This window comes from Jeotgalibacillus terrae, assembly GCF_016908195.1.
Lineage (GTDB): Bacteria > Bacillota > Bacilli > Bacillales > Jeotgalibacillaceae > Jeotgalibacillus > Jeotgalibacillus terrae.
In genome coordinates, this window is the sequence record NZ_JAFBDK010000007.1 from 67,095 (window position 1) to 93,354 (window position 26,260).

At 42.4% G+C, this 26,260-nt stretch carries 30 protein-coding genes, 1 pseudogene and 1 riboswitch; of the genes and pseudogenes, 12 read left to right on the plus strand and 19 right to left on the minus strand.

Annotated features, from left to right (window positions below; genetic code table 11):
* Positions 1 to 69: 69 nt before the first annotated feature.
* The 5 genes from JOD21_RS08675 to JOD21_RS08685 all read right to left on the minus strand — a co-directional run bounded on the left by JOD21_RS08675 (position 70) and on the right by JOD21_RS08685 (position 4,180).
* Positions 70 to 1,605 (minus strand): methyl-accepting chemotaxis protein, encoded by a 1,536-nt coding sequence (locus tag JOD21_RS08675; RefSeq protein WP_204729231.1) that lies wholly within the window; start codon positions 1,603 to 1,605, stop codon positions 70 to 72.
* Positions 1,606 to 1,717: 112 nt separating this feature from the next.
* Positions 1,718 to 2,005 carry a hypothetical protein gene (locus JOD21_RS19330; RefSeq protein ID WP_239581506.1) on the minus strand — a complete coding sequence of 96 codons (288 nt, stop codon included), beginning with the start codon at positions 2,003 to 2,005 and terminating at the stop codon, positions 1,718 to 1,720.
* Positions 1,977 to 2,519 carry a cryptochrome/photolyase family protein gene (locus JOD21_RS19335; protein WP_239581507.1) on the minus strand — a complete coding sequence of 181 codons (543 nt, stop codon included), beginning with the start codon at positions 2,517 to 2,519 and terminating at the stop codon, positions 1,977 to 1,979. Before JOD21_RS19335 ends, JOD21_RS19330 begins: the two co-directional genes overlap by 29 nt.
* Before the next feature lie 42 nt (positions 2,520 to 2,561).
* Positions 2,562 to 3,227 carry a cryptochrome/photolyase family protein gene (locus tag JOD21_RS19340; protein ID WP_239581508.1) on the minus strand — a complete coding sequence of 222 codons (666 nt, stop codon included), beginning with the start codon at positions 3,225 to 3,227 and terminating at the stop codon, positions 2,562 to 2,564.
* A 128-nt stretch (positions 3,228 to 3,355) separates the two neighbouring features.
* On the minus strand, positions 3,356 to 4,180 hold the full coding sequence (locus JOD21_RS08685; RefSeq protein WP_204729232.1) for an SDR family oxidoreductase: 825 nt from the start codon (positions 4,178 to 4,180) through the stop codon (positions 3,356 to 3,358).
* Between the two features lie 129 nt (positions 4,181 to 4,309).
* On the opposite strand from JOD21_RS08685, the gene JOD21_RS08690 reads away from it, so the two are divergent.
* Complete coding sequence (locus JOD21_RS08690; RefSeq protein ID WP_204729233.1) at positions 4,310 to 4,567, plus strand: hypothetical protein; 258 nt, start codon at positions 4,310 to 4,312, stop codon at positions 4,565 to 4,567.
* Here JOD21_RS08690 and JOD21_RS08695 read toward each other — a convergent pair.
* Entirely contained in the window at positions 4,556 to 5,428 is an 873-nt protein-coding gene (locus JOD21_RS08695; RefSeq protein WP_204729234.1) for a hypothetical protein, read from the minus strand. The two genes, JOD21_RS08690 and JOD21_RS08695, sit on opposite strands and share 12 nt — an antisense overlap.
* Before the next feature lie 292 nt (positions 5,429 to 5,720).
* On the opposite strand from JOD21_RS08695, the gene JOD21_RS08700 reads away from it, so the two are divergent.
* Positions 5,721 to 6,506: an MBL fold metallo-hydrolase gene (locus JOD21_RS08700; RefSeq protein WP_204729235.1), complete on the plus strand. Its 786-nt coding sequence runs from the start codon at positions 5,721 to 5,723 to the stop codon at positions 6,504 to 6,506.
* 82 nt (positions 6,507 to 6,588) lie between these two features.
* Here JOD21_RS08700 and JOD21_RS19345 read toward each other — a convergent pair whose 3' ends face one another.
* Complete coding sequence (locus JOD21_RS19345) at positions 6,589 to 6,882, minus strand: SEC-C metal-binding domain-containing protein (protein WP_239581509.1); 294 nt, start codon at positions 6,880 to 6,882, stop codon at positions 6,589 to 6,591.
* Positions 6,879 to 7,046: a hypothetical protein gene (locus JOD21_RS08710; protein ID WP_204729236.1), complete on the minus strand. Its 168-nt coding sequence runs from the start codon at positions 7,044 to 7,046 to the stop codon at positions 6,879 to 6,881. The genes JOD21_RS19345 and JOD21_RS08710 overlap by 4 nt, the downstream gene beginning before the upstream one ends.
* A 105-nt stretch (positions 7,047 to 7,151) precedes the next feature.
* Here JOD21_RS08710 and JOD21_RS08715 point away from each other — a divergent pair, with 105 nt between their 5' ends.
* The 5 genes from JOD21_RS08715 (at position 7,152) to JOD21_RS08735 (ending at position 11,357) form a co-directional block, all read left to right on the plus strand.
* Entirely contained in the window at positions 7,152 to 7,715 is a 564-nt protein-coding gene (locus JOD21_RS08715) for a MerR family transcriptional regulator (RefSeq protein WP_204729237.1), read from the plus strand.
* Between the two features lie 38 nt (positions 7,716 to 7,753).
* Entirely contained in the window at positions 7,754 to 9,064 is a 1,311-nt protein-coding gene (locus JOD21_RS08720; RefSeq protein ID WP_204729238.1) for a hemolysin family protein, read from the plus strand.
* Positions 9,065 to 9,231: 167 nt separating this feature from the next.
* On the plus strand, positions 9,232 to 10,233 hold the full coding sequence (locus JOD21_RS08725) for a sodium:calcium antiporter (RefSeq protein ID WP_204729239.1): 1,002 nt from the start codon (positions 9,232 to 9,234) through the stop codon (positions 10,231 to 10,233).
* A 229-nt stretch (positions 10,234 to 10,462) separates the two neighbouring features.
* Positions 10,463 to 11,209, plus strand: a complete 747-nt coding sequence (locus JOD21_RS08730) for a metallophosphoesterase (protein ID WP_204729240.1) — start codon at positions 10,463 to 10,465, stop codon at positions 11,207 to 11,209.
* Complete coding sequence (locus tag JOD21_RS08735) at positions 11,196 to 11,357, plus strand: hypothetical protein (protein ID WP_204729241.1); 162 nt, start codon at positions 11,196 to 11,198, stop codon at positions 11,355 to 11,357. The genes JOD21_RS08730 and JOD21_RS08735 overlap by 14 nt, the downstream gene beginning before the upstream one ends.
* A gap of 320 nt (positions 11,358 to 11,677) precedes the next feature.
* On the opposite strand, the gene JOD21_RS08740 is transcribed toward JOD21_RS08735, so the two are convergent.
* The 5 genes from JOD21_RS08740 to JOD21_RS08760 all read right to left on the minus strand — a co-directional run bounded on the left by JOD21_RS08740 (position 11,678) and on the right by JOD21_RS08760 (position 18,017).
* Entirely contained in the window at positions 11,678 to 11,860 is a 183-nt protein-coding gene (locus JOD21_RS08740; RefSeq protein WP_041123648.1) for a CsbD family protein, read from the minus strand.
* A 19-nt stretch (positions 11,861 to 11,879) separates the two neighbouring features.
* Entirely contained in the window at positions 11,880 to 14,204 is a 2,325-nt protein-coding gene (locus tag JOD21_RS08745; RefSeq protein ID WP_204729242.1) for a bifunctional diguanylate cyclase/phosphodiesterase, read from the minus strand.
* A 147-nt stretch (positions 14,205 to 14,351) separates the two neighbouring features.
* On the minus strand, positions 14,352 to 15,446 hold the full coding sequence (locus JOD21_RS08750) for a Ger(x)C family spore germination protein (RefSeq protein WP_204729243.1): 1,095 nt from the start codon (positions 15,444 to 15,446) through the stop codon (positions 14,352 to 14,354).
* Positions 15,443 to 16,528, minus strand: coding sequence for a GerAB/ArcD/ProY family transporter (locus JOD21_RS08755; protein ID WP_204729244.1), 1,086 nt, complete (start codon positions 16,526 to 16,528; stop codon positions 15,443 to 15,445). The genes JOD21_RS08750 and JOD21_RS08755 overlap by 4 nt, the downstream gene beginning before the upstream one ends.
* Positions 16,512 to 18,017 (minus strand): spore germination protein, encoded by a 1,506-nt coding sequence (locus JOD21_RS08760; protein WP_204729245.1) that lies wholly within the window; start codon positions 18,015 to 18,017, stop codon positions 16,512 to 16,514. The genes JOD21_RS08755 and JOD21_RS08760 overlap by 17 nt, the downstream gene beginning before the upstream one ends.
* Positions 18,018 to 18,194: 177 nt before the next feature.
* Positions 18,195 to 18,339, plus strand: a riboswitch (cyclic di-AMP (ydaO/yuaA leader).
* Positions 18,340 to 18,398: 59 nt separating this feature from the next.
* On the opposite strand from JOD21_RS08760, the gene JOD21_RS08765 reads away from it, so the two are divergent.
* Together JOD21_RS08765 and JOD21_RS08770 are read left to right on the plus strand one after the other, a co-directional pair.
* Entirely contained in the window at positions 18,399 to 19,058 is a 660-nt protein-coding gene (locus JOD21_RS08765) for a potassium channel family protein (RefSeq protein ID WP_204729246.1), read from the plus strand.
* Between the two features lie 24 nt (positions 19,059 to 19,082).
* Positions 19,083 to 20,407, plus strand: a pseudogene (locus JOD21_RS08770) (TrkH family potassium uptake protein).
* Between the two features lie 231 nt (positions 20,408 to 20,638).
* Here JOD21_RS08770 and JOD21_RS19450 read toward each other — a convergent pair.
* Positions 20,639 to 20,767: a hypothetical protein gene (locus JOD21_RS19450; protein WP_275579581.1), complete on the minus strand. Its 129-nt coding sequence runs from the start codon at positions 20,765 to 20,767 to the stop codon at positions 20,639 to 20,641.
* Between the two features lie 111 nt (positions 20,768 to 20,878).
* On the opposite strand from JOD21_RS19450, the gene JOD21_RS08775 reads away from it, so the two are divergent.
* Positions 20,879 to 21,169 (plus strand): hypothetical protein, encoded by a 291-nt coding sequence (locus JOD21_RS08775; protein ID WP_204729247.1) that lies wholly within the window; start codon positions 20,879 to 20,881, stop codon positions 21,167 to 21,169.
* 1 nt (position 21,170) lies between these two features.
* On the plus strand, positions 21,171 to 21,716 hold the full coding sequence (locus JOD21_RS08780; protein WP_204729248.1) for a hypothetical protein: 546 nt from the start codon (positions 21,171 to 21,173) through the stop codon (positions 21,714 to 21,716).
* 46 nt (positions 21,717 to 21,762) lie between these two features.
* Here JOD21_RS08780 and JOD21_RS08785 read toward each other — a convergent pair whose 3' ends face one another.
* From JOD21_RS08785 to JOD21_RS08805, 5 genes are all read right to left on the minus strand, one after another.
* A complete protein-coding gene (locus JOD21_RS08785; protein WP_204729249.1) occupies positions 21,763 to 22,662 on the minus strand; it encodes a hypothetical protein in 900 nt (299 codons plus the stop codon).
* A gap of 18 nt (positions 22,663 to 22,680) precedes the next feature.
* On the minus strand, positions 22,681 to 23,574 hold the full coding sequence (locus JOD21_RS08790; protein WP_204729250.1) for a hypothetical protein: 894 nt from the start codon (positions 23,572 to 23,574) through the stop codon (positions 22,681 to 22,683).
* Between the two features lie 143 nt (positions 23,575 to 23,717).
* The gene (locus JOD21_RS08795) at positions 23,718 to 24,230 is read right to left on the minus strand and encodes a GNAT family N-acetyltransferase (RefSeq protein WP_204729251.1); all 513 of its coding nucleotides are present in this window, start codon (positions 24,228 to 24,230) and stop codon (positions 23,718 to 23,720) included.
* A gap of 52 nt (positions 24,231 to 24,282) precedes the next feature.
* Positions 24,283 to 25,272, minus strand: coding sequence for an HNH endonuclease domain-containing protein (locus JOD21_RS19570; RefSeq protein ID WP_204729252.1), 990 nt, complete (start codon positions 25,270 to 25,272; stop codon positions 24,283 to 24,285).
* Positions 25,273 to 25,292: 20 nt separating this feature from the next.
* Complete coding sequence (locus JOD21_RS08805; protein ID WP_204729253.1) at positions 25,293 to 25,616, minus strand: nucleoside triphosphate pyrophosphohydrolase; 324 nt, start codon at positions 25,614 to 25,616, stop codon at positions 25,293 to 25,295.
* 119 nt (positions 25,617 to 25,735) lie between these two features.
* Here JOD21_RS08805 and JOD21_RS08810 point away from each other — a divergent pair, with 119 nt between their 5' ends.
* Positions 25,736 to 26,206, plus strand: a complete 471-nt coding sequence (locus JOD21_RS08810; protein WP_204729254.1) for a hypothetical protein — start codon at positions 25,736 to 25,738, stop codon at positions 26,204 to 26,206.
* Positions 26,207 to 26,260: the final 54 nt, after the last annotated feature.

Genomic DNA, 26,260 nt, shown 5'->3' on the forward strand with positions numbered 1-26,260 from the left:
GCATAATGGTTCTTTCATTCATTATACCCCTGTTTCAACAGACGGTAACCTGGGAGCTCATAAAATGAATTATGCAGTGAAGGCTTTGATTTCTTTTGATAACTGGTCAAGGCCACCTGTCATCTCTTCAAGCTGTCTGGCAAGCGTGAGGGAATCAGTTGCTGAAGCGAGCTGTTCTTCTGACATTGATGCCAGTTCTTCAGAAAGCATGTTTCCTTTTTCAGCAGTAATGATTGAGTGCTCCAGTGTTGAACGTATGATCGATTCCTGGCCGGCAATCTGTTCTGATAGTGCGATGATACCTGCAATACTATGCTGAATCTTCATAGAAGTCTGCTGAATCTGTGTGAACGCCTCATTTGTCTGAAGCATATCCTTTTCACTTTCAGTAATCAGCGCCCTCTCCTCACCGGCAGCTGTTTTAACGTGCGCCATTCTGCTCATGATCTCTTTTACTGCTTCGTCAATTTGATCAGCTGTCCGGTCAGAATCACCGGCAAGCTTTCTGACTTCAGCAGCCACCACTGCAAATCCTTTTCCACTTTCACCTGCTCTCGCTGCTTCAATCGAAGCATTGAGTGCAAGCAGGTTAGTCTGGTCAGTAATTGATTTGATCATGCCTGTAAAGCTTGTGATCCGGTTGAACTCCGATTCGAACTGATTCAGTTCATTTTCCATATTTCCAGACAGTTCTGAGACATGACGGAACTTGTCAGATGTGTTGGCAATCAGTGTTTGTCCATTCTCTACTTCTTCTGCAGCGATAGATGTCTGCTGCTTCCATTCAGATGCCTGTTTTTCAAGTGTTTCTGAGATTTTGTTCAGATTCTGGATTTCCTGGAGACCTTTTTGATTCTGAAGATACAGACTCTCTGCGTCCTCCTGCCAGTTTTGCAGAGCTGAAGCAGTTTCATGATTTACCTTCTGAGACTGCTCAGAACCTGCAACTACGCCTGATGAGACCTCCTTCATAGCCTGTACACTATCTGACAGCTGACTGATAATCTGTGAAAAGTATCGGTCACTCTCCTGCTTCTCTTCCTGATGCATTTTTGCATGCTGATTCTTACTGACCACCAGGGCGATGTTCGCAGCTGAAGTCAGGATCAGAAACACCGCATGAATCAGCAGCAGCGCAAATCCGTAATCAGTCGTTCCGCACAGCAGAACTGGATAGAGGAAGTAACCGACAAGATGGTGCGCCGCAAAAATGGCTGTACTGAGTATAATCATCGAGACAGAAGTAAAATAGGCAATCAAAGCAATTACCATGAAAATTGAAAAATGATACTCAACCCATCCGTCTCCTGCAGCAATAATAAACATGGAGCCTAAAGTGAGAGACAGTGTTACAAATATCTTAAATAGAATATGATTTTCATCTTTCCTATATTGAACAACAGCTGCAGTATACGTAATCAACGTCAAACTGCCAATCGCAAAGAACACAAGTTGATCAGAAGTGTTTCTTCCACCGGACCTGAGCAATTGCGCAGCTGACTGATTCAGTTGAAAAAACTCGTGAAGACCCCAGACAATGACACCAATTAAAATCGTAATCAGGTTAAAAATAAGCATCAACCTGTTTCCATTTAAGCTTTTCATGTATACCTCCGAAAATTGTGCTTTTAGTCTTATGTAATTACCCACAACTTTCGAATCACAAAACATCGGATGTGTTTTGGGTCTGCAGAAGCTGGTGGGACGCTAGAATCATTTATGCATCCCCCTTCAGCACCCGCTCCCCCTTCTCTAAAATTGCTCTTTTCTTACCTGGATCCCGCTTCTGCCACTGTTTATAAACCAGTCCCAAACGGTGATTGTTGCCAAGCTGCTCTGCATGGCGGTCCAGAAAATGCCAGTATAATGAGTTAAATGGACAGGCGTCTTCTTCAGTCTGATGGTTAACGTTGTATTTGCATGAACTGCAGTAGTTACTCATCTTATTGATGTACTTGCCGGAAGCAATATATGGTTTAGTAGATAGCAGACCCCCCATCTGCATAGAGTGCCATCCCCAGAACGTTAGGCAGCACAACCCAGTCATAGGCATCTATATACATTTCATTGAACCAGTCTGAGGTCTGCTGTGGCGACAGCCCAAATAGAGTGGCGTAGTTCCCAATCACCATAAGGCGCTGGATATGATGGTTATAGCCATGCTCGACAACCGGCCTGATCGCCTCATGCATGCAATTCATATATGTTTTAGCATCCCAGAAAAATACGGGCAGGTCGCGCTGATGATCAAATGTATTGGTGTCGCGATAGTCGGGCATCTTCTTCAGATAAATTCCCCGCATATACTCACGCCAGCCAATCAGCTGCCGGATAAACCCTTCCGCAGAATTAATCGGCACCTCTCCATTGTGATAGGCCTCCTCTGCTTTTCTGACCACTTCCATTGGTGTCAGTAAGCCAATATTGATTGAAGATGACAACAGTGAATGGGACATGAAGTCATTGCCTTCAAGCATGGCATCCTGATAGGTTCCAAAGGTTTCAAGTCTCTCTTTCATAAATTGATTCAGTGCCTGCAGTGCTTCTTTTCGCGTAACCGGCTATCTGAATGGCTCCAGCTCACCCGGATTGCCGGCGAACTGTTCTTCCACCTTTTTCATTACCTGCTTTGTGATATCATCCGGCCTGAACGACCGTGCTTTTGTAAATGTGATGTTTTCCTTGGCAGATTTGCGATTTTCCTGATCAAATGACCATTTCCCACCAACCGGATCACCGTCTTCTGTCAGAATGTCAAAACGCTTACGCATTCTTCTGTAAAAGGGATCCATCTTCCATGGACCGTCGCCCTTTAATTCACTCTTTATTTCCTCAACAGACAGTAAAAAAAGCGGCCGGGCATCCAGCACTTCAACATCGATGCCGGACAGCGACTTCTCCCATTTCTTCATCGCCTGCGTCATACGGTAATCACTATGCACGGTATAGTAAACCTGATCAGGATTAAAATTCTTCACATGCTCTTTCCAAGCATCCTCAAAAGAATCTGCTTCCCGGTAGTCCACACGAAATCCTTTATCCTTAAGCTCAGCCGCAAAATGTCTCATAGCAGAGAAAACCAGTACTAACTTTTGCTTATGATAATTCTGCCAGGCCGAACGCGAATAAGCTTCAATCATCAAAAACACATCCTGCTCCTGGTCTGCCTCCTTTATAATCGGCAGCTCATGACACAATTGATTCCCAAAAATCCAGCGTGTAGCCATGGGATCACCTCCTGATATTGGTATACCCTTTTTTGCTGGTGAGCGAGTCGCGGATGACACTTTAACCTCCGTTCCGTCAGTGCACATAAAAAAGCACCACTCCAATAACCGGAATGATGCTCACTCAATTACTCTGTATCTTTTTTCCACTCATCCTGCTCAATCAGCATTTTACCCGGCCATGTGTATGCAAGAATACCACCATCTGCTTTAATGTCCTCACCAGTAACATACGAGCTGTCATCTGAAGCAAGGAACAATGCGACAGTTGCCATCTCGCGCGGATGTCCAAGTCTGCCAAGCGGGGTAATCCACTTATTGGCTTCACGGAAGGCTTCACCCATTTTTTCCTGTTTTGAACCTACTAATTCATCAACTAATGGTGTCTCAATTGTTCCAGGCGAGATAGAATTCACACGTATGCCGTTACGGGCATAATCAATCGCTGTTGCTTTTGTAAAGTTGATAATACCGCCTTTTGCCGCGTTATATCCTGACCGGTCGAGATCTGCCGCATGTCCTGACATCGATCCATTATTAATAATTGAGCCACCGTTATCAAGCATCAGCGGAATCATGAACTTACTCATCAGAAATGTTCCGCGCAGGTCCACTGCAATAATGCGGTCAAATAATTCAATCGGATACTCATGCACCTTGCCGCCCTGCTGATCCACACCTGCATTATTAAACAGTACATCCACAGTCTGATACTGCTCTTTTATCTGATCAGCAAATGCCTGAACACTATTTTCATCAGATACATCCACTTCATAAGCAACAGCCTGTCCACCGTTATTTTTGATCTCACTCACAACCTGATCAAGCTTGTCTTTATTCACATCAGCAAGCACTGTCACAGCGCCCTGCTCTGCAAATACATGAGCGGTAGCTTCACCGATACCGGTAGCGGCTCCTGTGATAATGGCTGTTTTATTCTCTAACCTCTTCATTGTAAAACCTCCCGTTATTTGTATATACAAGAAGTTCCCTGTTTGTGACATGCTAAACATGCGCATGTGCAATTTTCCATATTATGATATAATTGCTAGAATAAAATGAAAAGGAAGGATAAATAGTAAATGAAGGTTTTACAGCTTGCAGCTAAAATTGCTGCGGCCATTGGTCTTGTGAATGTCGGATTCTTGATTTTCGGGAAAGGCTGGCTATTGCCAGAATCACTTATCATGCTTTTGATCGCCCTGATGTCGCTTACGACTGGAGTCGAATTATATGCAGATAAGGAACGTGGTAACAAATCGGCTTACGCTTATTTCGTCTTAAGCGGACTGATCGTGTTTGCGGTTGGATTGATGGCAGCGGAAAATCTAACTACGTAGTTCGATCTTTTTTCTAACCGCCTCTCCAATCTGTCTGATTGCATTTCTGCCTCCATAGCTCCCATGACTCAGACCGTTGCTGTCCGCTCCCCCGCCAAGCGCCAGAAATTGCTCAGATGGTTTGAAGTGCAGACCAATCACTTCAGCGCCAAACTCCTCACTATAGCCGGTTTGAAAATAAGCAGCCGGATATCCTTCAATTTCATTCACAACCCCAAGCTCATTTGCCGGATAAAACCGTTGAAATCGTTCGCAGTGCTCTTTGCCTAGTATCAGAATCTTACCTGGCGATAAAAATCGAATTGTGTCAGATAACAACGATCTGACTTCAGGTGAACCCGTCACTGATTCCCTGCCTCTGATCTGTCCCATCTGCTTTAAAGTTGGTATAGGAAAGAAATCTATATGTACAACAGGTCTTAGATCCACGTCCTTATAGAACGAATAACCAAGTCCATTCAAAAAGCCTTCTAGTTTTGCACCATCGCGTTTACCGAACCATCCGCTATAAACCGTATCCCGCTCAAAATAAGTCTGATAGTGTTGAATCGTCTCAAAGAGCGCCTGTTCATTACTCCGGTATTGATACAGACTGACACCCTCTTCCCTCACAAAAAAACGTGACTTCTCATCAGCAAGTAGACTCCCGTCAGTCGCCACAAACTCCTTTGAAGAAGGGTTCGTACCAATCGTCACCAGCGAACCCGGACTGCGGCGGCCAAACCATACAACCGGAATCGAACGGTCCATTACATGATCTGCAAACACAGTGGTCTTTAAGCTCTCCTGAAAATCAGCCGCTTTACGAATGAGGCTGACTGCTTCTTTAAGCTTTTGTTCAGATAATCCGGTTGAGTTCATGATGATTTTCCTCTTTCTCCCTGTTATATGGTCATGCTGGGGACGGAGGTGAAAGTGTCATCTCATGACACTTTCACCTCCGTCCCTACAGTGCACATTAAATTCCCCACTTCAGCCCTATACAAACCTTACTTCAGCCCATACCGTCTTAAGATGAAGTGAAACAAATGAAGCAGTAGAACTTGGACACATTATCCTGTATTTTACTTTTTTTGAAATTTGAGTTTTTGTCATGGCGAGACGGGAAAATGATAGATGGAAGCCAAAACTTTCTATTAAAGGAGAATGCAAAATGGACAGGAAAATACCAGTTACGTCTGTTAAATCCGGCAAGCTGATTGAAGCCGCACCAGGCATTCATCAATATACAAATCAGGTTGTGAATCTATTTTTCGTAAAAGCTGAAGCCGATCCGGGAAACTGGGTGCTGATCGATGCGGGCATGCCTTCATCTGCTGAACAGATTATTGAACAGGCCGAAAAACTTTTTGGAAAAGGTGCACGCCCAAAAGCCATTTACCTGACACACGGACACTTCGACCATATCGGCAGCCTCGAGACACTGATCAAAGCTTGGGATGTGCCTGTCTATGCTCACACGGAAGAATTCCCTTATCTCACTGGTCAGCTTAACTATCCGGAACCTGATCCTAACGCAGGCAGAGGAATGGTCGTAAAACTCTCTCCTTACCTCTTTCCGAATGAAGGAATTGATATCAGCGGGCAAATCAATGTTTTGCCTGAAGACCATGAACTCGAGCACCTGCCAGGATGGCACTGGATTCATACGCCAGGACATACACCAGGACACGTCTCCTATTACCATCATTCAAGTAAAATCATGATCGCAGGAGACGCACTTATTACAGTTAAACAGGAATCATTATTCAATGTATTAACTCAAAAGAAAGAATTAGACGGACCACCCGATTACCTTACTCAAGACCAGGTGCTCGCGGGACAATCTATCAGGATTATCCGCGACCTGAAGCCTAAACTGCTGCTGACAGGTCACGGTATGCCAATGACAGATGAAGAATTCAGTTCCCAGGTTGAAGATGTGCTGGGAGATGAATAAGGAAGTATAACGGTGTTGCAGCATGTTTTTTTCTTCATAAAAAAATAGCACAGCAGGCTCTGTCCCTGCTGTGCTGCATATTTTATTTGCCGCAGCATTTCTTATATTTTTTCCCGTTTCCGCAAGCGCAAGGGTCGTTTCGTCCTGCTTTCATAGGCTGTTGTTCTTTTCTTTTCGTAAAGTTAACAACATTTGAAGGCGCAGGTGGTGTTCCCGAAAGATCTGAAGGTTTTTTGCCTTTTAAAGTCCAGCGGGTTGTATGATTCATATAGGTAATTAACAAGTCAGCAACAACAGCAACCTCTTTTTTGGTCGGAGGTTCAAATTCTTCAAAAAGCGTGTTCAGAATAACGTTTATTTCGATCTCATTTCTCACAAAATATCTAATGTCTGCCGAACATCATCTAACTCACTCTTCGTTAATGACATCATCAATTCCTCAAGAGGACCATCAGGATCAGCCGCAATCTCCCGTCTCTTTATATCCTTCTCAAACTCTTTCAGCCCTCGTAAGAACTGTCTTCTATGCTGCTGATTCATGCTACCTCTCCTTTTTGCCATTGATTGATGACTATATTTTTAGGTATGTACATACCGGGGACGGAGGTTAAGTTACCCTCTCCTGTACACAACGGGGACACAATAATGCCTATAAATCTAAAAGTACTCAACCCTGTCCCCTGCCTGTACATTTCGTGTTACTCTAACCTCCGTCCCCACTGTGTACACCCAACAAACCTTGCCAAACCATCACGTTACACTGTATACTTTTCTTACTTTGACTTGCGAGAGGACGATGAGTATTTTGGGAAGGCGCTAATACGGATTGGAACGGTTGCGAAGCGCAGTGGGCTTTCAACCCGGACGATTGATTATTATACACAGATGGGGCTTTTGGCTTTTGAGCGGTCGGATTCGAATTACCGGTTATATCCGGAGTCTGTACTGGAGACACTGAAGGAGATTCAGCTTCTTAAGGATCGACGGATGACTTTGGATGAGATTAAGGCATTTTTGGAAGTGAAGCCTGTTTCTAAAAGCCCGGCACTCGAAGAAGTGAACGCGGAGATTGTTTATCTGGAGCAGAAGATTTTATCGCTCAAAGAGGAATTTGAAACTGCCACCCCTGAAGATAAACATTATATAAAAGAAGAAATTCAGTTGAAAATGATCCCGCTGCTTCAGCTGATGACAACATTACTCAGTTAAAAAATTCGGAGGTGAATCCCCTTTTTCAGGGGAATTTATTGGACAGTATATTGATTTTAAATCTTGTTCTTGTAGCTGTATTGATTGGATTGACGGCCTTTTTCGTAGGGTCTGAGTTTGCGGTAGTGAAAGTGAGAATGTCGCGCGTGGACCAGCTGATTGCTGAAGGAAATAAGACAGCGCCGATTGTGAAAAAACTGGTGACAGATCTGGATTATTATTTATCAGCGTGTCAGCTCGGTATAACCGTGACTGCACTTGGACTTGGCTGGCTTGGTGAGCCGACTGTTGAAAAGATTCTGCACCCTGTGTTTGACAGCTTCGGTGTACCTGCTGCGATGTCTACCATTGTATCATTCGCTGTAGCGTTCGCACTGGTGACGTTTTTACACGTGGTAATCGGTGAACTTGCACCTAAGACGCTTGCGATTCAATTTGCTGAAAGAATGACACTGCTGCTTGCCCGTCCGCTCTATTGGTTTGGTAAAATCATGTTCCCTGCGATCTGGACATTGAATGGTTCAGCACGTCTGTTACTGCGCGCATTTGGTGTGCAGCCGGCGGGACACGAGCAGGCACACTCAGAAGAAGAGCTGAAAATCATTATGGCACAAAGTTTCAAGAGCGGTGAAATCAATGAAACTGAGCTTTCATTTATGGAAAATATTTTTGCTTTTGACGAGAGTGTAGCAAAAGATATCATGGTACCCCGTGTACAGATGGAAACCCTTGATATCAACATGACAACCGATGAAATACTCAGCATTATTGATGAACACGAATACACGCGTTTTCCTGTAACGACCGATAATGATAAAGACCATATCATTGGCTTTATTAATGTAAAGGAAATGCTGACAAATATCGTACGTGAGCGTTCACATCAAATTGCAGATACGCTTCATGAGATCGTGCTGCTTCCTGAGCAGACACCACTTCAGGATGCAATGCTGAAAATGCAGCTCGAACGCGTTCATATGGCACTCATTATCGATGAACATGGCGGAACATCCGGCTTGCTGACACTTGAGGATATCCTCGAAGAAATCGTTGGTGAGATCCGGGACGAATTCGATGAAGACGAGCGCAATGACATTGAAGAAATCAGTGACCTGGCCTATTGTGTAAACGGTCGTGTCCTGCTTGATGAGCTTGAGGAAAGATTCGGCGCCCAGTTTGAAGGTGCTGAAGACGTTGATACGATCGCCGGCTGGGTGCTGCATAAGAAGAATGAAGTGTCAGAAGGTGACCGGATTCCAAGTGATGAAAAGCATATATGGACAGTTGAAGAAATGGATAATCATCAGATTTTGAGAGTCCGTCTGGATGTTCAACAGGCTCATCTATAACCTTGAATGAGAACCCCTGTACGCTCAATGCGTACAGGGGTTTTATGCGTGAAGAAGCTTTCATTCATCAAATTAACAACTATATCTTTTGAAAAATTGGGCAGGATAAAGAAAATAGTGAAATTCACCGGGTGAAAAGCTATCTTATACAGAAAGGTGAAAAACAAATGACCTTTATCTGGTTTGCACTTGCTGCAATTGTAACTGTTTACGCAGCCTTAAAGCTCTCAACTTATGCAGATGTAATCAGCACGAAAACATCAATGGGCGGAGTATTAGTTGGTACGATTTTACTCGCAGGTGCAACCTCACTTCCTGAAGTAACAACGAGTTTTTCTGCAGTATGGATCGGAAATAATGATATTGCAGTCGGAAATCTGCTTGGATCGAACTTATTTAATGTATTTATTCTTTCCTGCTTCGACCTTTACTACAGAAAAAAACAGCTCTTCTTACAGGCTAGTCATGATCATTTATATACAGCAGGAATCGGACTGCTGCTGACGTTTCTCATCATGATTTCCTTAACGCTCCGTATTGACTACACTATTTTCGGGGTGGGCATTGATTCACTGCTCATTGCAGTCATCTACCTTGCGAAAATTCTGATTCTTGGTCGATTATCAAAAACTAATCAGCTTGTCACACAACCAGAGAAACCGCCGCTGACTACACCGGATTCATCAGATATGATGATGTCTGTTAAACAAGCTGCAGTCAGATTTACTATTGCAGCGATCGTCATCATGGGTGCAGGTACACTGCTGTCGATCACAGGTGATCAGATCGCATTGATCACCGGGCTCGGTTCAAGCTTTATCGGAAGCTTTCTTGTAGCAGCTGCAACGTCATTTCCTGAAGCAGTAGCTGTATTTACTGCATTACGACTCAAGAACATCAACATGGCGATGGGCTCTATTCTTGGAAGTAACATTTTCAATCTATTTATTATTGCCGGCTCAGATCTGGTCTATCGGGATGGTGCGATCATCTCAACCGTCTCATCCTCTCACTTAACAACCTCAATCGGGATCTTTATTCTTTCATTAATTGCAACCTGGGCCGTTTTAAGAAAAAGAGTATCTTCTGCGTTCATGTACATGCTCCCTTCCCTGCTGGTGGTTGTCATTTATTTTGTTACGTCATATCTGATTTTTATAAATAGCTGATTATTGTATATGAAAAGCTCCTGTTTTGAGCAGGAGCTTTTTTCTTATGCATATCTTTAACAGAGGTCACGGTGCCAACAGAGAGAAAAAATTTGCAATGCCTCATTTTAACTCCTTTTTCCCCATTCTGCTGACTGCATAATATTCATTCCTCTCACGCTATGCATATCCACCTGGCAACAGGGTATACGTATTAAGCACCTAAACCAGAAAAGAAGGGGGCAGTCATATGAAAATACTTAAAAGAACAGGAATTATCTTACTGGCTCTCATCCTCTTTGTTGTTACATGGGGATTGATTGAGCCATATTTTATTAATACTGAAGAAGAACCGGCTGAGATTGCCAGTCTTCCTGAGGGTTGGGCCGGACAGGAGCTGGCAGTAATCGGGGATTTTCAGGTTGGTATGTGGATGGATAATACATGGACCATTGAAAGAGCAGTAGATCAGATTATTGAGAGAAATCCTGCTGCTGTGCTGTTGACAGGGGATCATGTCTACCACGTTAAAAAAGGCAGTGAGAAAGAATTAAACGAAGTGCTTGAGCTGTTACAGCCACTGGCGGACAGTGATATCCCTGTCATGACTGTGATGGGTAATCATGATTACTCTCTGGAGAAAAATGATGATAAGCCGGATACCGCTTATGTTGAAAATATGACTCAGCGGTTTGAGGAAATTGGTATCCATGTTCTTCAGAATGAACATCTTGTGCTGAATCTGACTGACAACGGAGCAGTGGTTGGAGAGGCGGATGAAGAGTCTCTTTATATAGGCGGAATTGGTTCCTCCTGGGCAGGTCGAGCAGACGCTGAAAAAACACTTTCAGGAATTCCTGATGATGCCCCACGCTTTATGCTGATGCATAATCCGGAAGCCTTCCAGTCTATTCAGGGCGGTCTGTCTCCTGTTGCAGCAGCCGGCCATACTCACGGCGGACAGATCAGCATCCCTTTCATACATGACTTTGTTTAAAGGAGAAGAAGTACATGCTGACGGCTGGACAGAAAAAGACTTTGGCCAGAATGGAAACAGACTATATGTAAACCCGGGAATTGGATTCAGTGATGTTCCACTAAGATTTGCTACACCTCCGGAAGTAACTTATTTTGAATTAAAGTAGGCGGAATAGAGATTTTATGAGAGTCACAGCAGGGATGGAGTTAAGTGTGCCACTTTTAGAAAGGTTTTATAAAACGGCAGAGCAGGCTCTGTCCCTGATGTGCCGGGGTTTTTGTGTGCGTGTGCATGCTGGGGACGGAGGTTGCGTGGTCATCAAATGTGCACTTGGGGGACACAGGATGAAAGTTTAGCCGTTCTGCCTGTTGGGCTCAACAGTGTCCCCCAAGTGTACATATCATGTCATTCTAACCTCCGTCCCCAAAGTGCACTGTTCCTTTCACCACATAACAAAAGCCCCTGCAATCACAGGAGCCCTACACATTACTTATTCGCGTTATTTTTAAAGTTGCCAATACCATCCTGAATATCGCCTTTTGTTTTGTCTTTTTTACCTTCTGCCTGCATATTCGGATCGTTTTTTGCGTTGCCTACCTGGTCTTTTGTTTCGCCTTTGACTTTGTTTACTGCGCCTTTGATTTTGTCGCTCATACCTTTATCAGCCATGTTTATCACTCCTGTAAGGTTAATAGTTGTTCGATTCCCTTTTTGGAAACGGATAAACATTTTCAGGAAGTCTGCCAGCCGCCGTTTCAGAGAGGTTGAGCAGGATCTCTGTAAGTTCGCTGTCTTTTATAGGCTTACTAAAGTAGTAGCCCTGCATGTTTGAATTACTCTGCTCTGTAATGAATGAGAATTGTTCCTTGTTTTCCACGCCTTCAGTTACAACTCCAATTTGCAATTGTTTTAACAGGCTATAGATCCCGGTCAGCATGCTTGTGTTGAATTTTTCATGAGGAATACTTTCCATGAAACTGCGATCAATTTTAACAATATCAACCGGCAATTTGCGCAGACCGTGTAGTGAAGCTGTTCCTTTTCCAAAATCGTCAAGCGCGATCTTCATGCCTCTTCGCTGCACTTCCTGTATGAATGTCATGAGATCACTGTCATAATAAGATACTTCACTTTCAGTAATTTCCAGAATAAATGAAGCTGGAGGAATATCGTACTTTTTCATTTGTTTATCCAGATGGGCAAGAAAATCGTACTTATGAAGAAGCTGCTTTTTTGAGAAGTTCACTGATAGTCTCAGGTAACGGTGACCTAAGTTATGCCACTGATGTAATTGTTTGAGAGATTCAGTCACCACCCATTTGCCTACTTCATGAATCACGCCATTGTCTTCCATCATACTGATAAAAAGATCAGGTGAGATCGGACCGATTTCCGGATGCTTCCACCGGAGGAGCGCTTCTGCACCTATTATATGTCCATTCTCCCCGCTCACAACCGGTTGAAAGACGAGTGAGAGCTCTCTATTTTTTAAGGCTGTTTTTGAATCTTCTTTAAGACGTTCACTCTGCAGATACTTTCCTGCTTCAACCAGCTTCTTATACATCAGCACTTTGTTTTTTCCACCTGCTTTTGCTTCATACATCGCAGCGTCTGCTTTTTTCAATAAAGTTGACAGCCTTGTCCCATCTTCAGGATAGATACTGATGCCGATACTTGCTGAGACGTGTGCACTCACTGATCCCAGTATAAATTCTCTGCTGATCAGCTCTTTCAGTTCACTGCCAGCTTCCAACAGTTCTTCTTCTCTCTCAAATGAAACGACTGCGATGAACTCGTCTCCGCCAATTCTGGAGATCAGCACCTGTTCCTGTGGAAAGTAATTCTTTAATCGAACTGCCACTTCTTTTAACAAAAGGTCACCAATTTCATGACCCCATGTATCATTTACTTTTTTAAAGCCGTCTAGATCAAAGAAAATGACTGCTTTTTTGTTTTTTGAAGATGTCACAAACCCTTCAAAGTGCTTTTGGAGATAGAAACGGTTTTTCAGACCTGTTAACTGGTCATGATAAGCCATCAAAGTCATATCATCATTTGCACGCTGTACGTCCTGAATCATTCCAAAAAACTCGTTTTCAAGCTGTTTTACTTCAAGGAGATTTCTGTAAAACCTGTTTCGTTTCACCGGAACTGTTTGATCGTGAGCCCTCAACGCGGCTGCAAGTCTCACAATCGGGCTGAGCACCAGCAGCTTGAACAGAAAATAGATCATGAGTGCAATCAAGATGAAGCCAATTGCTGCCATCATTTTGAACTTTTTCAGGTTAGTCACTTTTTCTTCATGAAAAGCACGGTCCGCCCCAACGCTTAAAGTAATTGCATCACTGCGGCCAACATTCTCAAGTTGATATTCACTGACAACCTTATTTGCCTGAGCCAGGCCAGCTGTGCGTGCTTCGGATGCCAGAGCCACATCTACAGACAGGGCATCACTTAATTCAGCCAGGTACCTATCATCAATGACCCGCCCCATCATCATAAACCCTGAAGGATCGGAAAAATCGTTACGCGTGATCTCATGTGACGCCACCATCATCATTTCATCATTGTGCATCTCATAAAACACATGATTTTTATTCCCCTGCTCTTTTACAGATGATAAAAACGCCTTATCTATTGGAAAAGGCGTATCATCCCGATCCACACCTGCCGTGTAGGCTAATTCACCATTCTCATCCAGTAAGATGACCGTCTGCACCTGGATATTCGCAATCATATCCGGCTGCAGATTATCGGCAACGTAATCAGGGTTCTCGTCATTTATAAAAAAATACGTATCATCCCACGCACTCCAGTCAATCAGCTGATGCGACAAATCATCTTCCTCTTTCTCAAGATAATTCTTCACACGCTCCATATCCCGTTCAACTGCCTGCCTATCAAACTCATCCGCCTCTTCAAGCTGCAGAGGCGTCATGACAAATTGAATAAACATAACTGCTACAATCAAAAAGCCGCCAAGAATCATTATCGCCAACGTTCTTATTCTCATGACCGCTCAACTCTCTTTTATTCTTTATATCGGGTGAGAATAAGATGTTTTAAAATAAGGATTTGACTATGGGTTTTAGAATATGGTTCCTCCTTAAACTTTTCCCATCGCTCATGTAAACCAGACGGACAATTCACTACATTTCAATCACTCTATAATTCCAGTACTAATCAGCTTGATATCCACATCCACTTCTTGATCAAGCTGCTGATAGGTTTCACTCCACGTCGCTTCATCCCATCGCTCCGCATTAAAAGAAGCTACCTGACTGCCAAGACCCAGTGCGTCTGATTTGGATGACTGTAGTTTTTTCAGTACACGACGAATATCTTCGGCTAGTAGATCTGATAATATATTCGTCAGTTCTTTTTCTTTTTTATTTGTAATTTTATTCTGTCCGTATTCAAGCACCACAATCTCTAAAGTCACCTCTGCCCGCAGCTTTGACAATTGTCGATTTACTTTCAAATTGCTTTTTGCATCCTTTACCTCGATCGTAATCCAGTTCTCTACTTCCGGATTTCTGTCTTCATGAACACGGCGGGTAATTCTGGCCACCTCTTCAATATCATTATTCAGTATATTAAAAATGACACTTTCCTCTGTATTTAAATATTCTTCAGTGAACTTTTTTTGATGAAAAAGGGCAAGACCATCTATTTTTGCACGCTTGGTTTTCTCATCATAAGTAAGATAAGGCAAATACAGGTCTCTTTCAGGACTGAATATGATCGTACAGGCTTCCTGAAGTGACATATATGGAATGACACTGGTCAGTTCAGAGCTTTCGAGAATACCTTTAAAATACTCTGACTTATTTTTTTGCGTTTCAATTTCACTTGATAACAGATCCACTGCCGGCAGAGCAACGAGAGCCAGACGCGCATGCAGGTTACTGTCAGGATTCCGGTACAGCTCATCTAAAAATGGATAGACGGAATCCGCAGCTAAACTTTCTCCAATCAATACAGTTTGAAGCTTTGAAAAATTAGCGTATTCTGCGATACGAAGATCCATTTCATACATGGTATCAAGCATCGAACGTCCTGTTACTGTAACCTCATTTTCTACCCCGCCTTCTTCTACCGGCGGTGCTAATGTTGTAGCTTGAATATCTCCTTCCTCCGTCTGATCATACCCAGCTGTATAAACCAGCTGCGTATCCTTCAGCAGGTTTTGATCCCAGCAGCCAGCAAGAAAAAAGGTCAGCACAACATGTAAAAGGAAAATAGCTCTTTTCATATTTCCTTTTCCTTTCTGAATAAAAGATAAAAACATAATGTGCCCAGCGGCAGAATGACAGTAAAAATAATAGCCACAGCAGGAAGCGCAGTCTGCACGCCAATGATATCCTGTTTTTCTTTGATAAAAAGAGATGTCACAAAGACAGCAAAGACGATAAATATAATCGGTCGTTTATGACTCTTTAAGTGAAATAAATTCTTTGATTCATTTGAAGCGATAAACAAAAAATTCACAAAAGATGTAAGCGCAATGACGATCCACAGTGATAAAAATATTAAGTCGATCCGGTCCACAATGACAAAGCTGAGAGATTTTAATATATAAAGAACTGCGTATGGTACAATGACCAACTCTTCGATATGGAAGTACACCTGAGTACTGATGAGCAAAAACAGGTAGAACACTGTCACAAAAAGAGTGGAAAATGCTGCTTTTTTCAATTCCTTTTCACGGTTACTTCTTACATATTTACTAAAGTATAAAAATGATTCGAAGCCGATATACGCGAGCAATGTAGCTTCCAGGCCTTTAAGTATTTGTCCTGCACCTTCTGATCCAATGGGAAAAAAATGCGTGTAATTAGGCGTGCTGTATACAGGAATTAAAAGCATTACCAATACAGGCAGGATAATTGAAACCAGCATTGAAAACCTTGCAATATGAACCACTTTTCCACTTGCACAATACATAGCGGGAATCAGAAACAGCAGCATCAATATCCATCTTGGCGTATCCATATAAATCCATTCAGATATCACTTTTGTGAATGACAGATTCGAAACCAGTAAAATATATATAAAATATGCCAGATAACATGCGGCTAACAGTTTACCAATGATCTGTCCAAATGCTTTTTCCAATAAGATGAAATAATCGACTTCACCTGCTCTTAGTAATAACCAAAGAAACACCATCAGTAAAAGCTGAATGAGTATCCCGCCAATGGCAAGTGAGATCCAGGCATCATGTCTTGAAACGATCGATATGTCCTTTTGCATTGAAAGGACTCCAATACCAACCTGCGTCTGAACCACCAGATAGAATAATTGCCAGCCCGTCACTTCATTTTTTATTTGCATAGTGCCACCGCTTTGAAAATCCCTGTCTGATTTTATTCAGTGTCATCGTTTCCGCAGGACGAGTGCTCTGCAACCAGGAAGGCATCCGTAAAATAGTGTCCCTCATACCCGACTTGTGAAAAGGTGCAAACGGACTTAAATACGGCATACCTAGTGATTCAAGCCGGATCAGATGAATTAATAAAAGCGTTAATCCAACAGTCACACCATAAAAGCCAAATAATGTGGCGAGCAGCATAAAAGGGAATCGTAATATGCGGACAGTTGAGTTCATCTCAATAGACGGCACCACAAAAGAAGAAATCGCCGTCAGGGCAACAACGATGACCATAACATTAGAAACGAAACCGGCATTGACCACCGCATCACCGATCACGAGGCCTCCAACTACGCCGATTGTCTGGCCAACGGGGAACGGAAGCCTGATTGTCGCCTCCCTGATTAATTCAATGGTAATTTCCAATACCAGTGCCTCAAATAAAGGAGGATATGGAATTCCTTCTACTGCCCTTTTCGTCGGCAGCGTCAGGGCTTCGGGAATAACCTCGAAGTGAAAACTGATGATCGCAATATACATAGCGGGCAGAAGCAGCGCCACTAAAAAACTGCATAAACGCAGCAATCTGTAGAATGTGCCAATGATAAAGCGTCCATTATAATCATCCGGGGACTGATAAAATGCAAAAAAGTTTGCAGGCCCGATAATGGCTGTCGGTGATCCATCGAGCATAAAGGCGATCCGTCCCTCAGATAGATTACCAGTCACCCGGTCAGACCTTTCTGTCACCAGAAACTGTGGAAATGGGGAAAAGCAGTTATCCTCTAACATCTCTTCCAGAAATCCAACGCTATGTGCAACGTCCACATCTATACTTTGTATCCTTCTGATAAATTCTTCCACAATCATCAAGTTGGCAATATTATCTACGTAGATCAATGCACTGTTCGTATTGGATTCTTTTCCAATCTGAAAATATTTAATCACTAAATGCGATGTCTTTAGCCTTTGGCGAATCTGATAAATATTGCTTGTCAGTGATTCATTAAAACCACTGTGAGATCCCCTGACGATCTGTTCACTCTTCGGCTCCTCAATTGCTCTTGACAACTTTTTTGGAATCTTAATTCCTTCAATTACCCAGCTACTCTCTTCCATAGAGATTAGAAAAGCTTCTCCTTCTAATAACTGCTTCACTAGTTGTTCAAATCTCAATGTATCATCATAAGACTGTATCTTACTGCTTGTTACCCGCTCGTTTGTCAGCCACTTCATCTCTTTTGACCATTCCAGAAGTTCTTCAAGTTTGACTGAATCAATAAGAGGCTCAATGTAAACAATGATTGAAGTACGTTCTATGGATTCATGATGGATCTGCAGCATGACCAGATCGTTTGTATTTCCGCTGTAATAAGAAACCTGCTCCTGCAATTCTTGCATATTTTGAGTCTGATGAACTGACACTTTTTTCGAAAATGAAGCACTTTCCACACCATCACCCCCTGTTCAAATCTTGAACATAATGGGAGAGAAATATACATCTGAGGTTAGTAAATTTTTATAAAGAGAAATTAAAACCTCTTAAATTTTCAGATGAATTAATCTTTTTCACCCTATATTAACAAGTTGAGATAACAGGAGTAGATTTTATCTATCAATCACATAACTGCCTTTAAATCGCTGAAACATTTTTTGTGCGGGGGACCCATTTTTTTGGCCATCTGGTCTTGGGGTGAGTCTTTCATTTGAAAGAAGGGATACTCTTCAGTCCCTAATCCGACAGCTAACCCCGTAAGCGTTAAGGAGAGAAAGGTCTAACTCTGACCATTTCTTTGTGATGTGGTTTTTTTTATTTGAAAAGGAGTGTAAAAAATGGCAAAAAAGCAATTTTCAGTCATTGGGTTAGGCCGTTTTGGCGGTAGTATCTGCAAGGAGTTGTACTCAATCGGACATGAGGTCATGGCGATCGATCTGTCAGAAGATAAGGTGGAGGAATATGTGGAATATTCCACACATGCTATTCAGCTCGACAGTACAGATGAGCGCTCCCTGATTAATGTGGGGATCAGAAATTTTGATGAAGTGATTGTAGCGATTGGTGATGACATTCAGGCAAGCGTGCTGACAACGCTTTTATTGAAAGAGTTAGGGATTAAGAAGGTAGTTGTTAAAGCGCAGAATGATTATCATCATAAGGTGCTTGAAAAAATCGGAGCAGACGTCATTGTTCATCCTGAGTACGAAACAGCAAAACGGGTGGCACACAACCTGTCTTCAGATACGCTGATCGATTTTATTGATCTGTCTGAGGAATACAGTATTGCCGAACTGCTGGCGACTTCTAAAATGAACAACCGGTCATTAGCTGAACTGGATATTAGAGCTAAGTATGGGGGGACTGTGCTGGCATATAAAGATCAAGACCATGTGAACATTGCTCCCTCTCCAGATGACCTCATCCAACGGGGCACGATCCTCGTTGTAATGGGACATAAGTCAGATCTTGAAAGATTTGAAAATACTGCTTTTTAATCTGGTATTTGAGAGGTGTGGAGCATGAAGAAACGTAAAATCACATTAACCCCTCCCCAGTTTTTAATGGGGGGATTTGCGATCACCATTTTAATTGGCACACTGCTTTTAAAACTGCCCTTAGCAACTGAAGCAGAGGGCATTTCGTGGATCGATGCTTTCTTTATGGCAACTTCAGCCACTACTGTAACAGGGCTTGTGACAGTTGATACAGGAACTGTTTTCACCGTCTTTGGTGAGACGGTTATTATGATGCTGATTCAGATCGGCGGACTGGGGTTCATGACATTCGCCGTACTTGCCATTTTGATATTAGGAAAAAGAATTTCGCTGAAGGAACGGCTGCTTTTACAGGAAGCCCTGAACCAACAGCAGTTGGCGGCGTCATCCGATTGACAATCAGACTGTTTGTGTTTTCAATCATGATTGAGTTGTTTGGCATGATTTTACTGGCTACTGTATGGGTACCTGAGTACGGATGGAAGTTCGGCTTATATACCAGCTTGTTTCATTCTATCTCAGCATTTAATAACGCAGGATTTTCATTATGGTCTGACAGTCTGATGGGCTACGCGGGTGACCCGGTAGTTAACCTGGTCATTACAGGCATGTTTATACTCGGCGGTTTAGGCTTCACTGTACTGATAGATGTGAAAAATCAGCCGATCTTTAAAAAGCTTTCACTGCATTCGAAGCTCATGATTATTGGAACACTGGTCGTGAACGTGATGGCCTTTTTGATGATTTTCTTTCTTGAATATGGGAACCCGGATACCATCGGCTCCCTTTCGTTTATAGATAAAATGTGGACGTCCTATTTTCAGGCGGTCACAACCAGAACTGCCGGATTTAATACGTTAAATATCGGGGACATGGAAACATCATCTGTTTTATTGATGATGGTGCTGATGTTTATCGGGGCCGGTAGCGGATCAACAGGGAGTGGAATCAAGCTGACAACCGCCATTGTCATGATTGTAGCGGTCATCAGCTACCTGCAGAAGAGAAGCGAAGTCACCCTGATGAACCGGACAATCAAAAGAGACATTGTCCTCCGTTCATTTGCAATTGCACTTGTCGGGGTTGCGACAGTATTTGTTACGCTGTTTTTACTAACCGTGACAGAACCAGAACTTCCCTTTTTACAGCTTGCTTTCGAAACGTTTTCTGCCTTTGGCACAGTTGGATTATCAATGGGTATTACAGGTGAATTAAGTGACCCCGGTAAAGTCATAGTGATGATCCTGATGTTCCTCGGCAGACTCGGACCAATCACACTCGCGTTTTCACTGGCAACGACGAAGCCGGACAAGGTGAGATATGCGAAGGAAGATGTGTATACAGGATAATGCCTGCGAAGGAGCCAAGCGCTCCTTCGTTTTTAGGTTTCTCTATTTGTGATGTAGAGCTTCACGGTTCAGGAAATAGAGTCCCTGCATCAGGCATGAGCCCGATAACAAAAATATAATTGGCAGCGGAAAGTCGAGATATAGAAAAAGGATGGCTGATAGGACAGCTGTTATGAAGTAAACAGGTGCGAACTTTTTGGAAGATAGAACTTTTTCAGCTTTGCTCATTGATTAAAACAGCCTTTCCAGTGCCTGAGTGACTATACCATTTGCTATAATCGTCCCACCAACAATTACCGCAATTAAAATCGCAAACTTCTTTTTGCCTATTACAATCATATCCTTGTCTTCCTTACTCATTCTAGTCACCCTTCCAAATTTAATCTATCAGTCATATTAACAGTTCATTTCATATATTGGAAATGTTATATTGTAGAAAATGGTATTGCGGTACCAGACAGGAGTTTAGATATGGAATTTAACTTTATTGAAATCATTACACTAGTGGCCGTCATTTATCTGCTATCTACAATTTTCAGGCTCGAACAGCGTGTTAAGACGCTGGACTATAAAGTAGAGCAGCTGTCTGCACATACGGATATAACGGAAGAAGGTCTTTATGAGGAACTGCATCAGGAGCTGAAAGTACTTATTCATCAAGGTAAAGATGTTCAAGCGGTAAAAAGGGTACGTGAAACGAAAGGTCTGTCACTTCTTGAAGCAAAGCAGTATATTGATACGCTGAAGCTGAAGGAAGAGTAAAATGAGAAACGGAATACGTCTATTCATGATTGGTGTTGCCATCGTTTTATTGAGTGGATGCACCAAAGAGAAAACACCTCAAGAAAGCATCTCTATGGAACAGATCATGATGGATGAAGGAATTGAATATGAAGAAATTCTCGTTAGCGCACCTTACGACGGCGAATACGCCTTTGCAATTTATTTCACTGAAGACGGAATGGGTAACGCCCAATTTTCAACTGAAAACGGTCAGTGGCACTACACAGGCTCCACTGAATTCTCAGCTGAAAACACCGCAGAATCACCGATCATCAGTTTTGGTATGACTTATTGGAATATGGATGATGCAGCAGAAGCAGACCGGCAGCCGGTTGCCATCCTTGCAGGTGAGGTCACTGATCAGGTTGAGCGGATCGAGCTTGAATTCGATGAGGAAATCCATGAAGCTAAAATCATAGAAGGCGAAGAACGAACCGCCTTCTACTGGGTTGGTGGATACAGCAGCTTAGTTGATGTGAATGCCAGGGCTTATGATGAGGACGGCGAGTTGATCGATGAGTGGTAATAAGAGTAGTGGCACAGCATGGACAAACCGTGCCACTACATCCTTCCTACACCAGCATCTCAGCCGTAACCTCCACCTGATAAATCCCGGAATCATTTAAAAGAAACAGGTGATTGCCGCGCATCCTGATCACTGCGTTACCCTTATTCAAATCATTCCCATCAGCATCCTCGAGTCTGAATTCCTTCTCTTTCGTAAAAACACCCTCATGCTTTTTCAAAAGCGACAGCGCCCTGATCCTATAATCGTATGTGAGCAACAATTCATCATCAAGCAACATGATCGGACCTATATCAATGCTTTGATGAATCTCGCTGTTTTGCACTTCTTCAAAATGATCAAAATGAACAATAGAAGAAAATAGTGTGTAGTAAGCATAGACACTGTCGGCACGATCAACATTTAACGACAGCAACTCATGGATCATTGGAAGCTTAGGCCGGAACAAGATCTCTCCGCTCTCTGAAAAAGCGACCAGTCCTGAACGGCCGATCGGCTCATCCCACCCAAGATTTCCATACACCCCTTCATCAAAATAACCAGCCCAGATCTTATCCTCATCATCAATTGCCAGCGTGGATATTCCGTCTCCAAGGACAAATTCATCCAGACACTCACCATCCGCACTGCATCTTCTCGCATTATGCTGTACCCAGTCATGACCTCTCCAGCACCTGCCTGATACAAGCAAAAACGTGCCATCTGTATAAGTATCAATATGACTTGGCGGAAAAGGGAGATCTTTTGTGACAAAAGAAGTTACATCGTTACGATCCAGTATATTGACTGTAAAGTCCTCCCGGAACGTGCGTTGATTTTTGTTTATATGCTCGTTCATATCAGCTTCAATGAATACAATCTTCCGGTCCCGTGTTACCGCCATCTGATATCTTCCCCGCTCCGGCAGAACTACATCGCTCCATTTGTTCAGTACGATTGTTGTCATATATGTATAGCCTCCTCTTCAATTATCTGCATTCAAAATCTCCAGTGTGATCTCCCGCTGATAGATACCATCTTCATTAAACACAAAAATAGTGTTTCCCCGCATCACAATCTGTCCGTGACAAGCACTGCCGTCCGCTTTTAAAGTTAACTCTTCTTTTTTCGTCAATACCCCTCTGTCAGACCTGAGTAGATACAACTCAGTCCGGGGAGCACATGCCAGCATCGTTTCACCATCGAGCATCATAAACTGGCTGATCCACGCCCGTTCTTCCACTTCACTTTTCATTACTTCATCAAAATGATCCAGCTGCACTAACCACGACATTAATGAATAGTGAACGCAGGCGCGCCCGGCATGATAGACATTCATCGCCAGCACTGCATGAATATCATATGCCCAGCCTTCCCACTTCACTTCACCTTGCTTAGAAAAAGCAACCAGTCCGGGTGCAGCAATCGCTCTTTCCCGTCCAACATCCCCATACACGCCTTCAGTCGAATATCCCACCCAGATGGTATCTTCATCATCAATGGAAAGCCTGACAATGTCATCTCCCAGCGCAAACTCATCCAGACACTCGCCATCCATGTTATATCTGCGTGCATTCTGCTGAACATCGTCCTCTGTTTTCCATGCCCTGCCTGACACCAGCAGGACAGTTCCGTCAGAAAACATATCAATACGATCCGGAAGGTATGGCAGGTTCTTAATGTTGACGCAAAAAATATCATCCCTATCAACAATCTTCAGCGTAAAGTCCCCTCTGAATGTAAAAGGATTTTCGTTGATGAGCTTTGTCAGATCTTCTTCGATGAACATAACCTTCTGTTCGTGGGTGACTGTAACAAATGGTAAAACCGGTTCCGGCACTTTATAATCGCTCCACTTATGTATTTTTATTTGATTCATGCGCACACCCCCTACTGCTAAACTCATCTATTTATAAAATTGACAGCTTAGAAGGATCATAACATTTTTATCCATATATGCGGTGCAGGTTCTAAAAAAGACATTTACAAACGATGTGAGGATCGTTTGTAAATGTCTCTCTTTTAAAGCTTTACCTGATCAATATCTTTCCACCCATAAACTGCTTCTTTCAGATCTCTGCCTCCAAAGTTAATCTTTACTGTATCAACCTTTTCAGCACCAAGCACTTCATAAAATTGCTTCGAGTCATTCTTCTCAAGCACGCAGACGATCATTGAAGTAAGTCCTTTCACCTTCATATCCTCAACAAGTGGCGCAATCAGCTTTCGGCCTAATCCCTGGCGCTGATAAGACTCCAGAATGTAAATGGCGAACAGTTCACCGTCATAGCCGGAGTACTTATTACTTCTCTCTTCCCCACCATTGGCAAACCCTACCACTTCACCATTGTCCTCCGCCACGTACACTATCTGACCATCTTCAATAATCTTCCCCCACACTTCTTCCCGGCGTGAATAAGTCATCTGATCAAGATAATCATCTGGCACCATACCTCTGTAAGTCGTCCTCCATGTATCAACCTGTACCTTTGCAATACCTGCTGCATCCTGTGGTGTTGCTTTTCTGATGTTCATCGGGCACCTCCGCAAAATCATTAAAATTTAACAATACATCAGTATTTCACAATTATTTATTTGGAATCCATACATCAGTGTAACCATTTTGTCTTGAATATTTGTATAGATCCTCCAATTTATTTGGGGTATACAACTGCATATCAATTCTTTCAATAATATTCTCATTCTCAGACAGGTGACAGTTTCTTTGAATAAGCTTTTCAAGGTATTCTATTTCTGCTAACTTGTTGTTTTTGGAAGTATTGCATTTAGAACAGGCTATCACCAGATTCCAAAGTTGGTCATTTTGAATAAAGCTCCATGGAATAAAGTGATCTACATGATTACCTCTTCTTGATTTCACCCTTTTACCGCAGTAAAAACATTCTTTTTGGTAAACAGAAGCTAACAATAAATAAAAACTATTGAGAGATTTTCTTTTTGAGACATTTTCTATTTTTAATAATAATCCATCGGTACTTGACCCTGAATTGAACTTTTCAAGAAAAAGAGCTAAATGATAGTTCGAGAGGTACATGATGACTTTTTGATACTTTTGCATAAAACTATAAAAAGAAGCAGTTAGTTTCAACTGCCGTTTATAGTTATCAAAAGAATATATCATCCCTTGAGTATCCCCATAGAGAGCACCCATTACGTCATTCTTGCACTCACTTATTACTCTACCAACAATTTTGAGTTTAACTTGATCAGGAATTCTTTCGAATATTATTTGCTCGTTTAAATTATGTTTTTGCAATGACTCTCTTAATACTGTTTCTATCCTTGCAGATTTTTGTTTTAGATTTAATTGGCTAAGATTATGATGAATAACTAAATTCCAATATATTTCTGTAAAGCTTTCAAATACTTGATAATAACTTAATTCCAGGCTTTCGTTTACATTATAAAGATTCTCCAGTAAAGACTTTACTAGCGCATACTTATAGGAGGCTGAATTCTTGGATTTTTCCGAGAAAATAAAATTAAAATGGCTCCATACGTCCTGCTCAGTTATATATTCTGCTCTTGCTTCAGCAACTTTTAATTTATGACTCACTGGCTTTCACCTGCCATATTTTAATCCTCCACACTCACCAAATAAATCTTCTCCTTAAACCCACCACGATCTCTTGCCTTTAACTCCCTGACTCTCTCCACTTCTTCAAGCGAAACACCGTGCGTTCTAGCCGCCGCTGAGATCAGTTCCAGCAGGTCTGCGAGTTCTTCAATTGCGTCTTCGTCATCCTGGGTGGCGTGGTATTCAGCCAGCTCTTCTTTCATCTTTTTCTTCACTTCAATCACATATTCCTCATTGCTCAGAATCCGCGTCTCCATTGACTTCCCGCTTGCTGCGATGATGTCCGGGATGAGGTCGCGTACGAGTTTGTTGTAGATTGGCATAATGACACTCCCTCTCTGTTTCTATCTATTATACGCCTTTAAAAAGGAAGCTTCATCCATAACTATATTTTTACCTCTGAGCGTTTTATAATAGATTCACCAAGAAGGAGGTGAAAATAATGGAGAATGAGATGTTAAATATTTTGAAAGACATGCAGAGAGATATAACTGGTTTGAAGGATGGTATGGCTGGCATGCAGCAAGATATATCCGGCTTGAAGGATGGTCTGACTGGCATGCAGAACGAGATAAAAGGGATTCATGAAGAAATAAACGGAATTCATAGAGAAACGAACGTGCTCTATGGAGAGATGAGTGGAATTAACGTAGAGCTGAAAGCGATCAAGTCTGATCTTCACGAGCAAAAACAGGAACTTTCCTCTTTCAAGCAGCAGACTAATACCAGATTCGACAAAATCGATTTACAGCTTGACCGCATGGAGAATGAAAATCAGCATGCGATCCTGTCTATGTTAAAAATTCAGGCTGAAAAACATGAGAAGCGCGATCAGGAATTCGATTACCCGCTTCATAAACATATTGAACTTGATAAAGATTTCCGCATTTTTAAAAGACAGTCCCAAAGCTAACTTCGTATGATACCTCTGACACTGCTAAACTTAATATTCCAAAACAAAACAGCA

Bases quoted from the DNA above. Each gene is read 5' to 3' on its own strand.
- JOD21_RS19450 (WP_275579581.1), bottom strand. From the start codon at position 20,767: ATGAGTAAGGAAGACAAGGATATGATTGTAATAGGCAAAAAGAAGTTT.
- JOD21_RS08775 (WP_204729247.1), top strand. From the start codon at position 20,879: ATGGAATTTAACTTTATTGAAATCATTACACTAGTGGCCGTCATTTAT.
- JOD21_RS08700 (WP_204729235.1), top strand. From the start codon at position 5,721: ATGGACAGGAAAATACCAGTTACGTCTGTTAAATCCGGCAAGCTGATT.
- JOD21_RS08750 (WP_204729243.1), bottom strand. From the start codon at position 15,446: ATGAAAAGAGCTATTTTCCTTTTACATGTTGTGCTGACCTTTTTTCTT.
- JOD21_RS08730 (WP_204729240.1), top strand. From the start codon at position 10,463: ATGAAAATACTTAAAAGAACAGGAATTATCTTACTGGCTCTCATCCTC.
- JOD21_RS08695 (WP_204729234.1), bottom strand. From the start codon at position 5,428: ATGAACTCAACCGGATTATCTGAACAAAAGCTTAAAGAAGCAGTCAGC.
- JOD21_RS08685 (WP_204729232.1), bottom strand. From the start codon at position 4,180: ATGAAGAGGTTAGAGAATAAAACAGCCATTATCACAGGAGCCGCTACC.
- JOD21_RS08765 (WP_204729246.1), top strand. From the start codon at position 18,399: ATGGCAAAAAAGCAATTTTCAGTCATTGGGTTAGGCCGTTTTGGCGGT.
- JOD21_RS08780 (WP_204729248.1), top strand. From the start codon at position 21,171: ATGAGAAACGGAATACGTCTATTCATGATTGGTGTTGCCATCGTTTTA.
- JOD21_RS08740 (WP_041123648.1), bottom strand. From the start codon at position 11,860: ATGGCTGATAAAGGTATGAGCGACAAAATCAAAGGCGCAGTAAACAAA.
- JOD21_RS08715 (WP_204729237.1), top strand. From the start codon at position 7,152: ATGCCTATAAATCTAAAAGTACTCAACCCTGTCCCCTGCCTGTACATT.
- JOD21_RS08735 (WP_204729241.1), top strand. From the start codon at position 11,196: ATGACTTTGTTTAAAGGAGAAGAAGTACATGCTGACGGCTGGACAGAA.
- JOD21_RS08690 (WP_204729233.1), top strand. From the start codon at position 4,310: ATGAAGGTTTTACAGCTTGCAGCTAAAATTGCTGCGGCCATTGGTCTT.
- JOD21_RS19340 (WP_239581508.1), bottom strand. From the start codon at position 3,227: ATGGCTACACGCTGGATTTTTGGGAATCAATTGTGTCATGAGCTGCCG.
- JOD21_RS08755 (WP_204729244.1), bottom strand. From the start codon at position 16,528: ATGCAAATAAAAAATGAAGTGACGGGCTGGCAATTATTCTATCTGGTG.
- JOD21_RS08745 (WP_204729242.1), bottom strand. From the start codon at position 14,204: ATGAGAATAAGAACGTTGGCGATAATGATTCTTGGCGGCTTTTTGATT.
- JOD21_RS08810 (WP_204729254.1), top strand. From the start codon at position 25,736: ATGGAGAATGAGATGTTAAATATTTTGAAAGACATGCAGAGAGATATA.
- JOD21_RS08725 (WP_204729239.1), top strand. From the start codon at position 9,232: ATGACCTTTATCTGGTTTGCACTTGCTGCAATTGTAACTGTTTACGCA.
- JOD21_RS19330 (WP_239581506.1), bottom strand. From the start codon at position 2,005: ATGCAGATGGGGGGTCTGCTATCTACTAAACCATATATTGCTTCCGGC.
- JOD21_RS08795 (WP_204729251.1), bottom strand. From the start codon at position 24,230: ATGAACATCAGAAAAGCAACACCACAGGATGCAGCAGGTATTGCAAAG.
- JOD21_RS19335 (WP_239581507.1), bottom strand. From the start codon at position 2,519: ATGAAAGAGAGACTTGAAACCTTTGGAACCTATCAGGATGCCATGCTT.
- JOD21_RS08710 (WP_204729236.1), bottom strand. From the start codon at position 7,046: ATGAATCAGCAGCATAGAAGACAGTTCTTACGAGGGCTGAAAGAGTTT.
- JOD21_RS08675 (WP_204729231.1), bottom strand. From the start codon at position 1,605: ATGAAAAGCTTAAATGGAAACAGGTTGATGCTTATTTTTAACCTGATT.
- JOD21_RS08790 (WP_204729250.1), bottom strand. From the start codon at position 23,574: ATGAATCAAATAAAAATACATAAGTGGAGCGATTATAAAGTGCCGGAA.
- JOD21_RS08785 (WP_204729249.1), bottom strand. From the start codon at position 22,662: ATGACAACAATCGTACTGAACAAATGGAGCGATGTAGTTCTGCCGGAG.
- JOD21_RS08805 (WP_204729253.1), bottom strand. From the start codon at position 25,616: ATGCCAATCTACAACAAACTCGTACGCGACCTCATCCCGGACATCATC.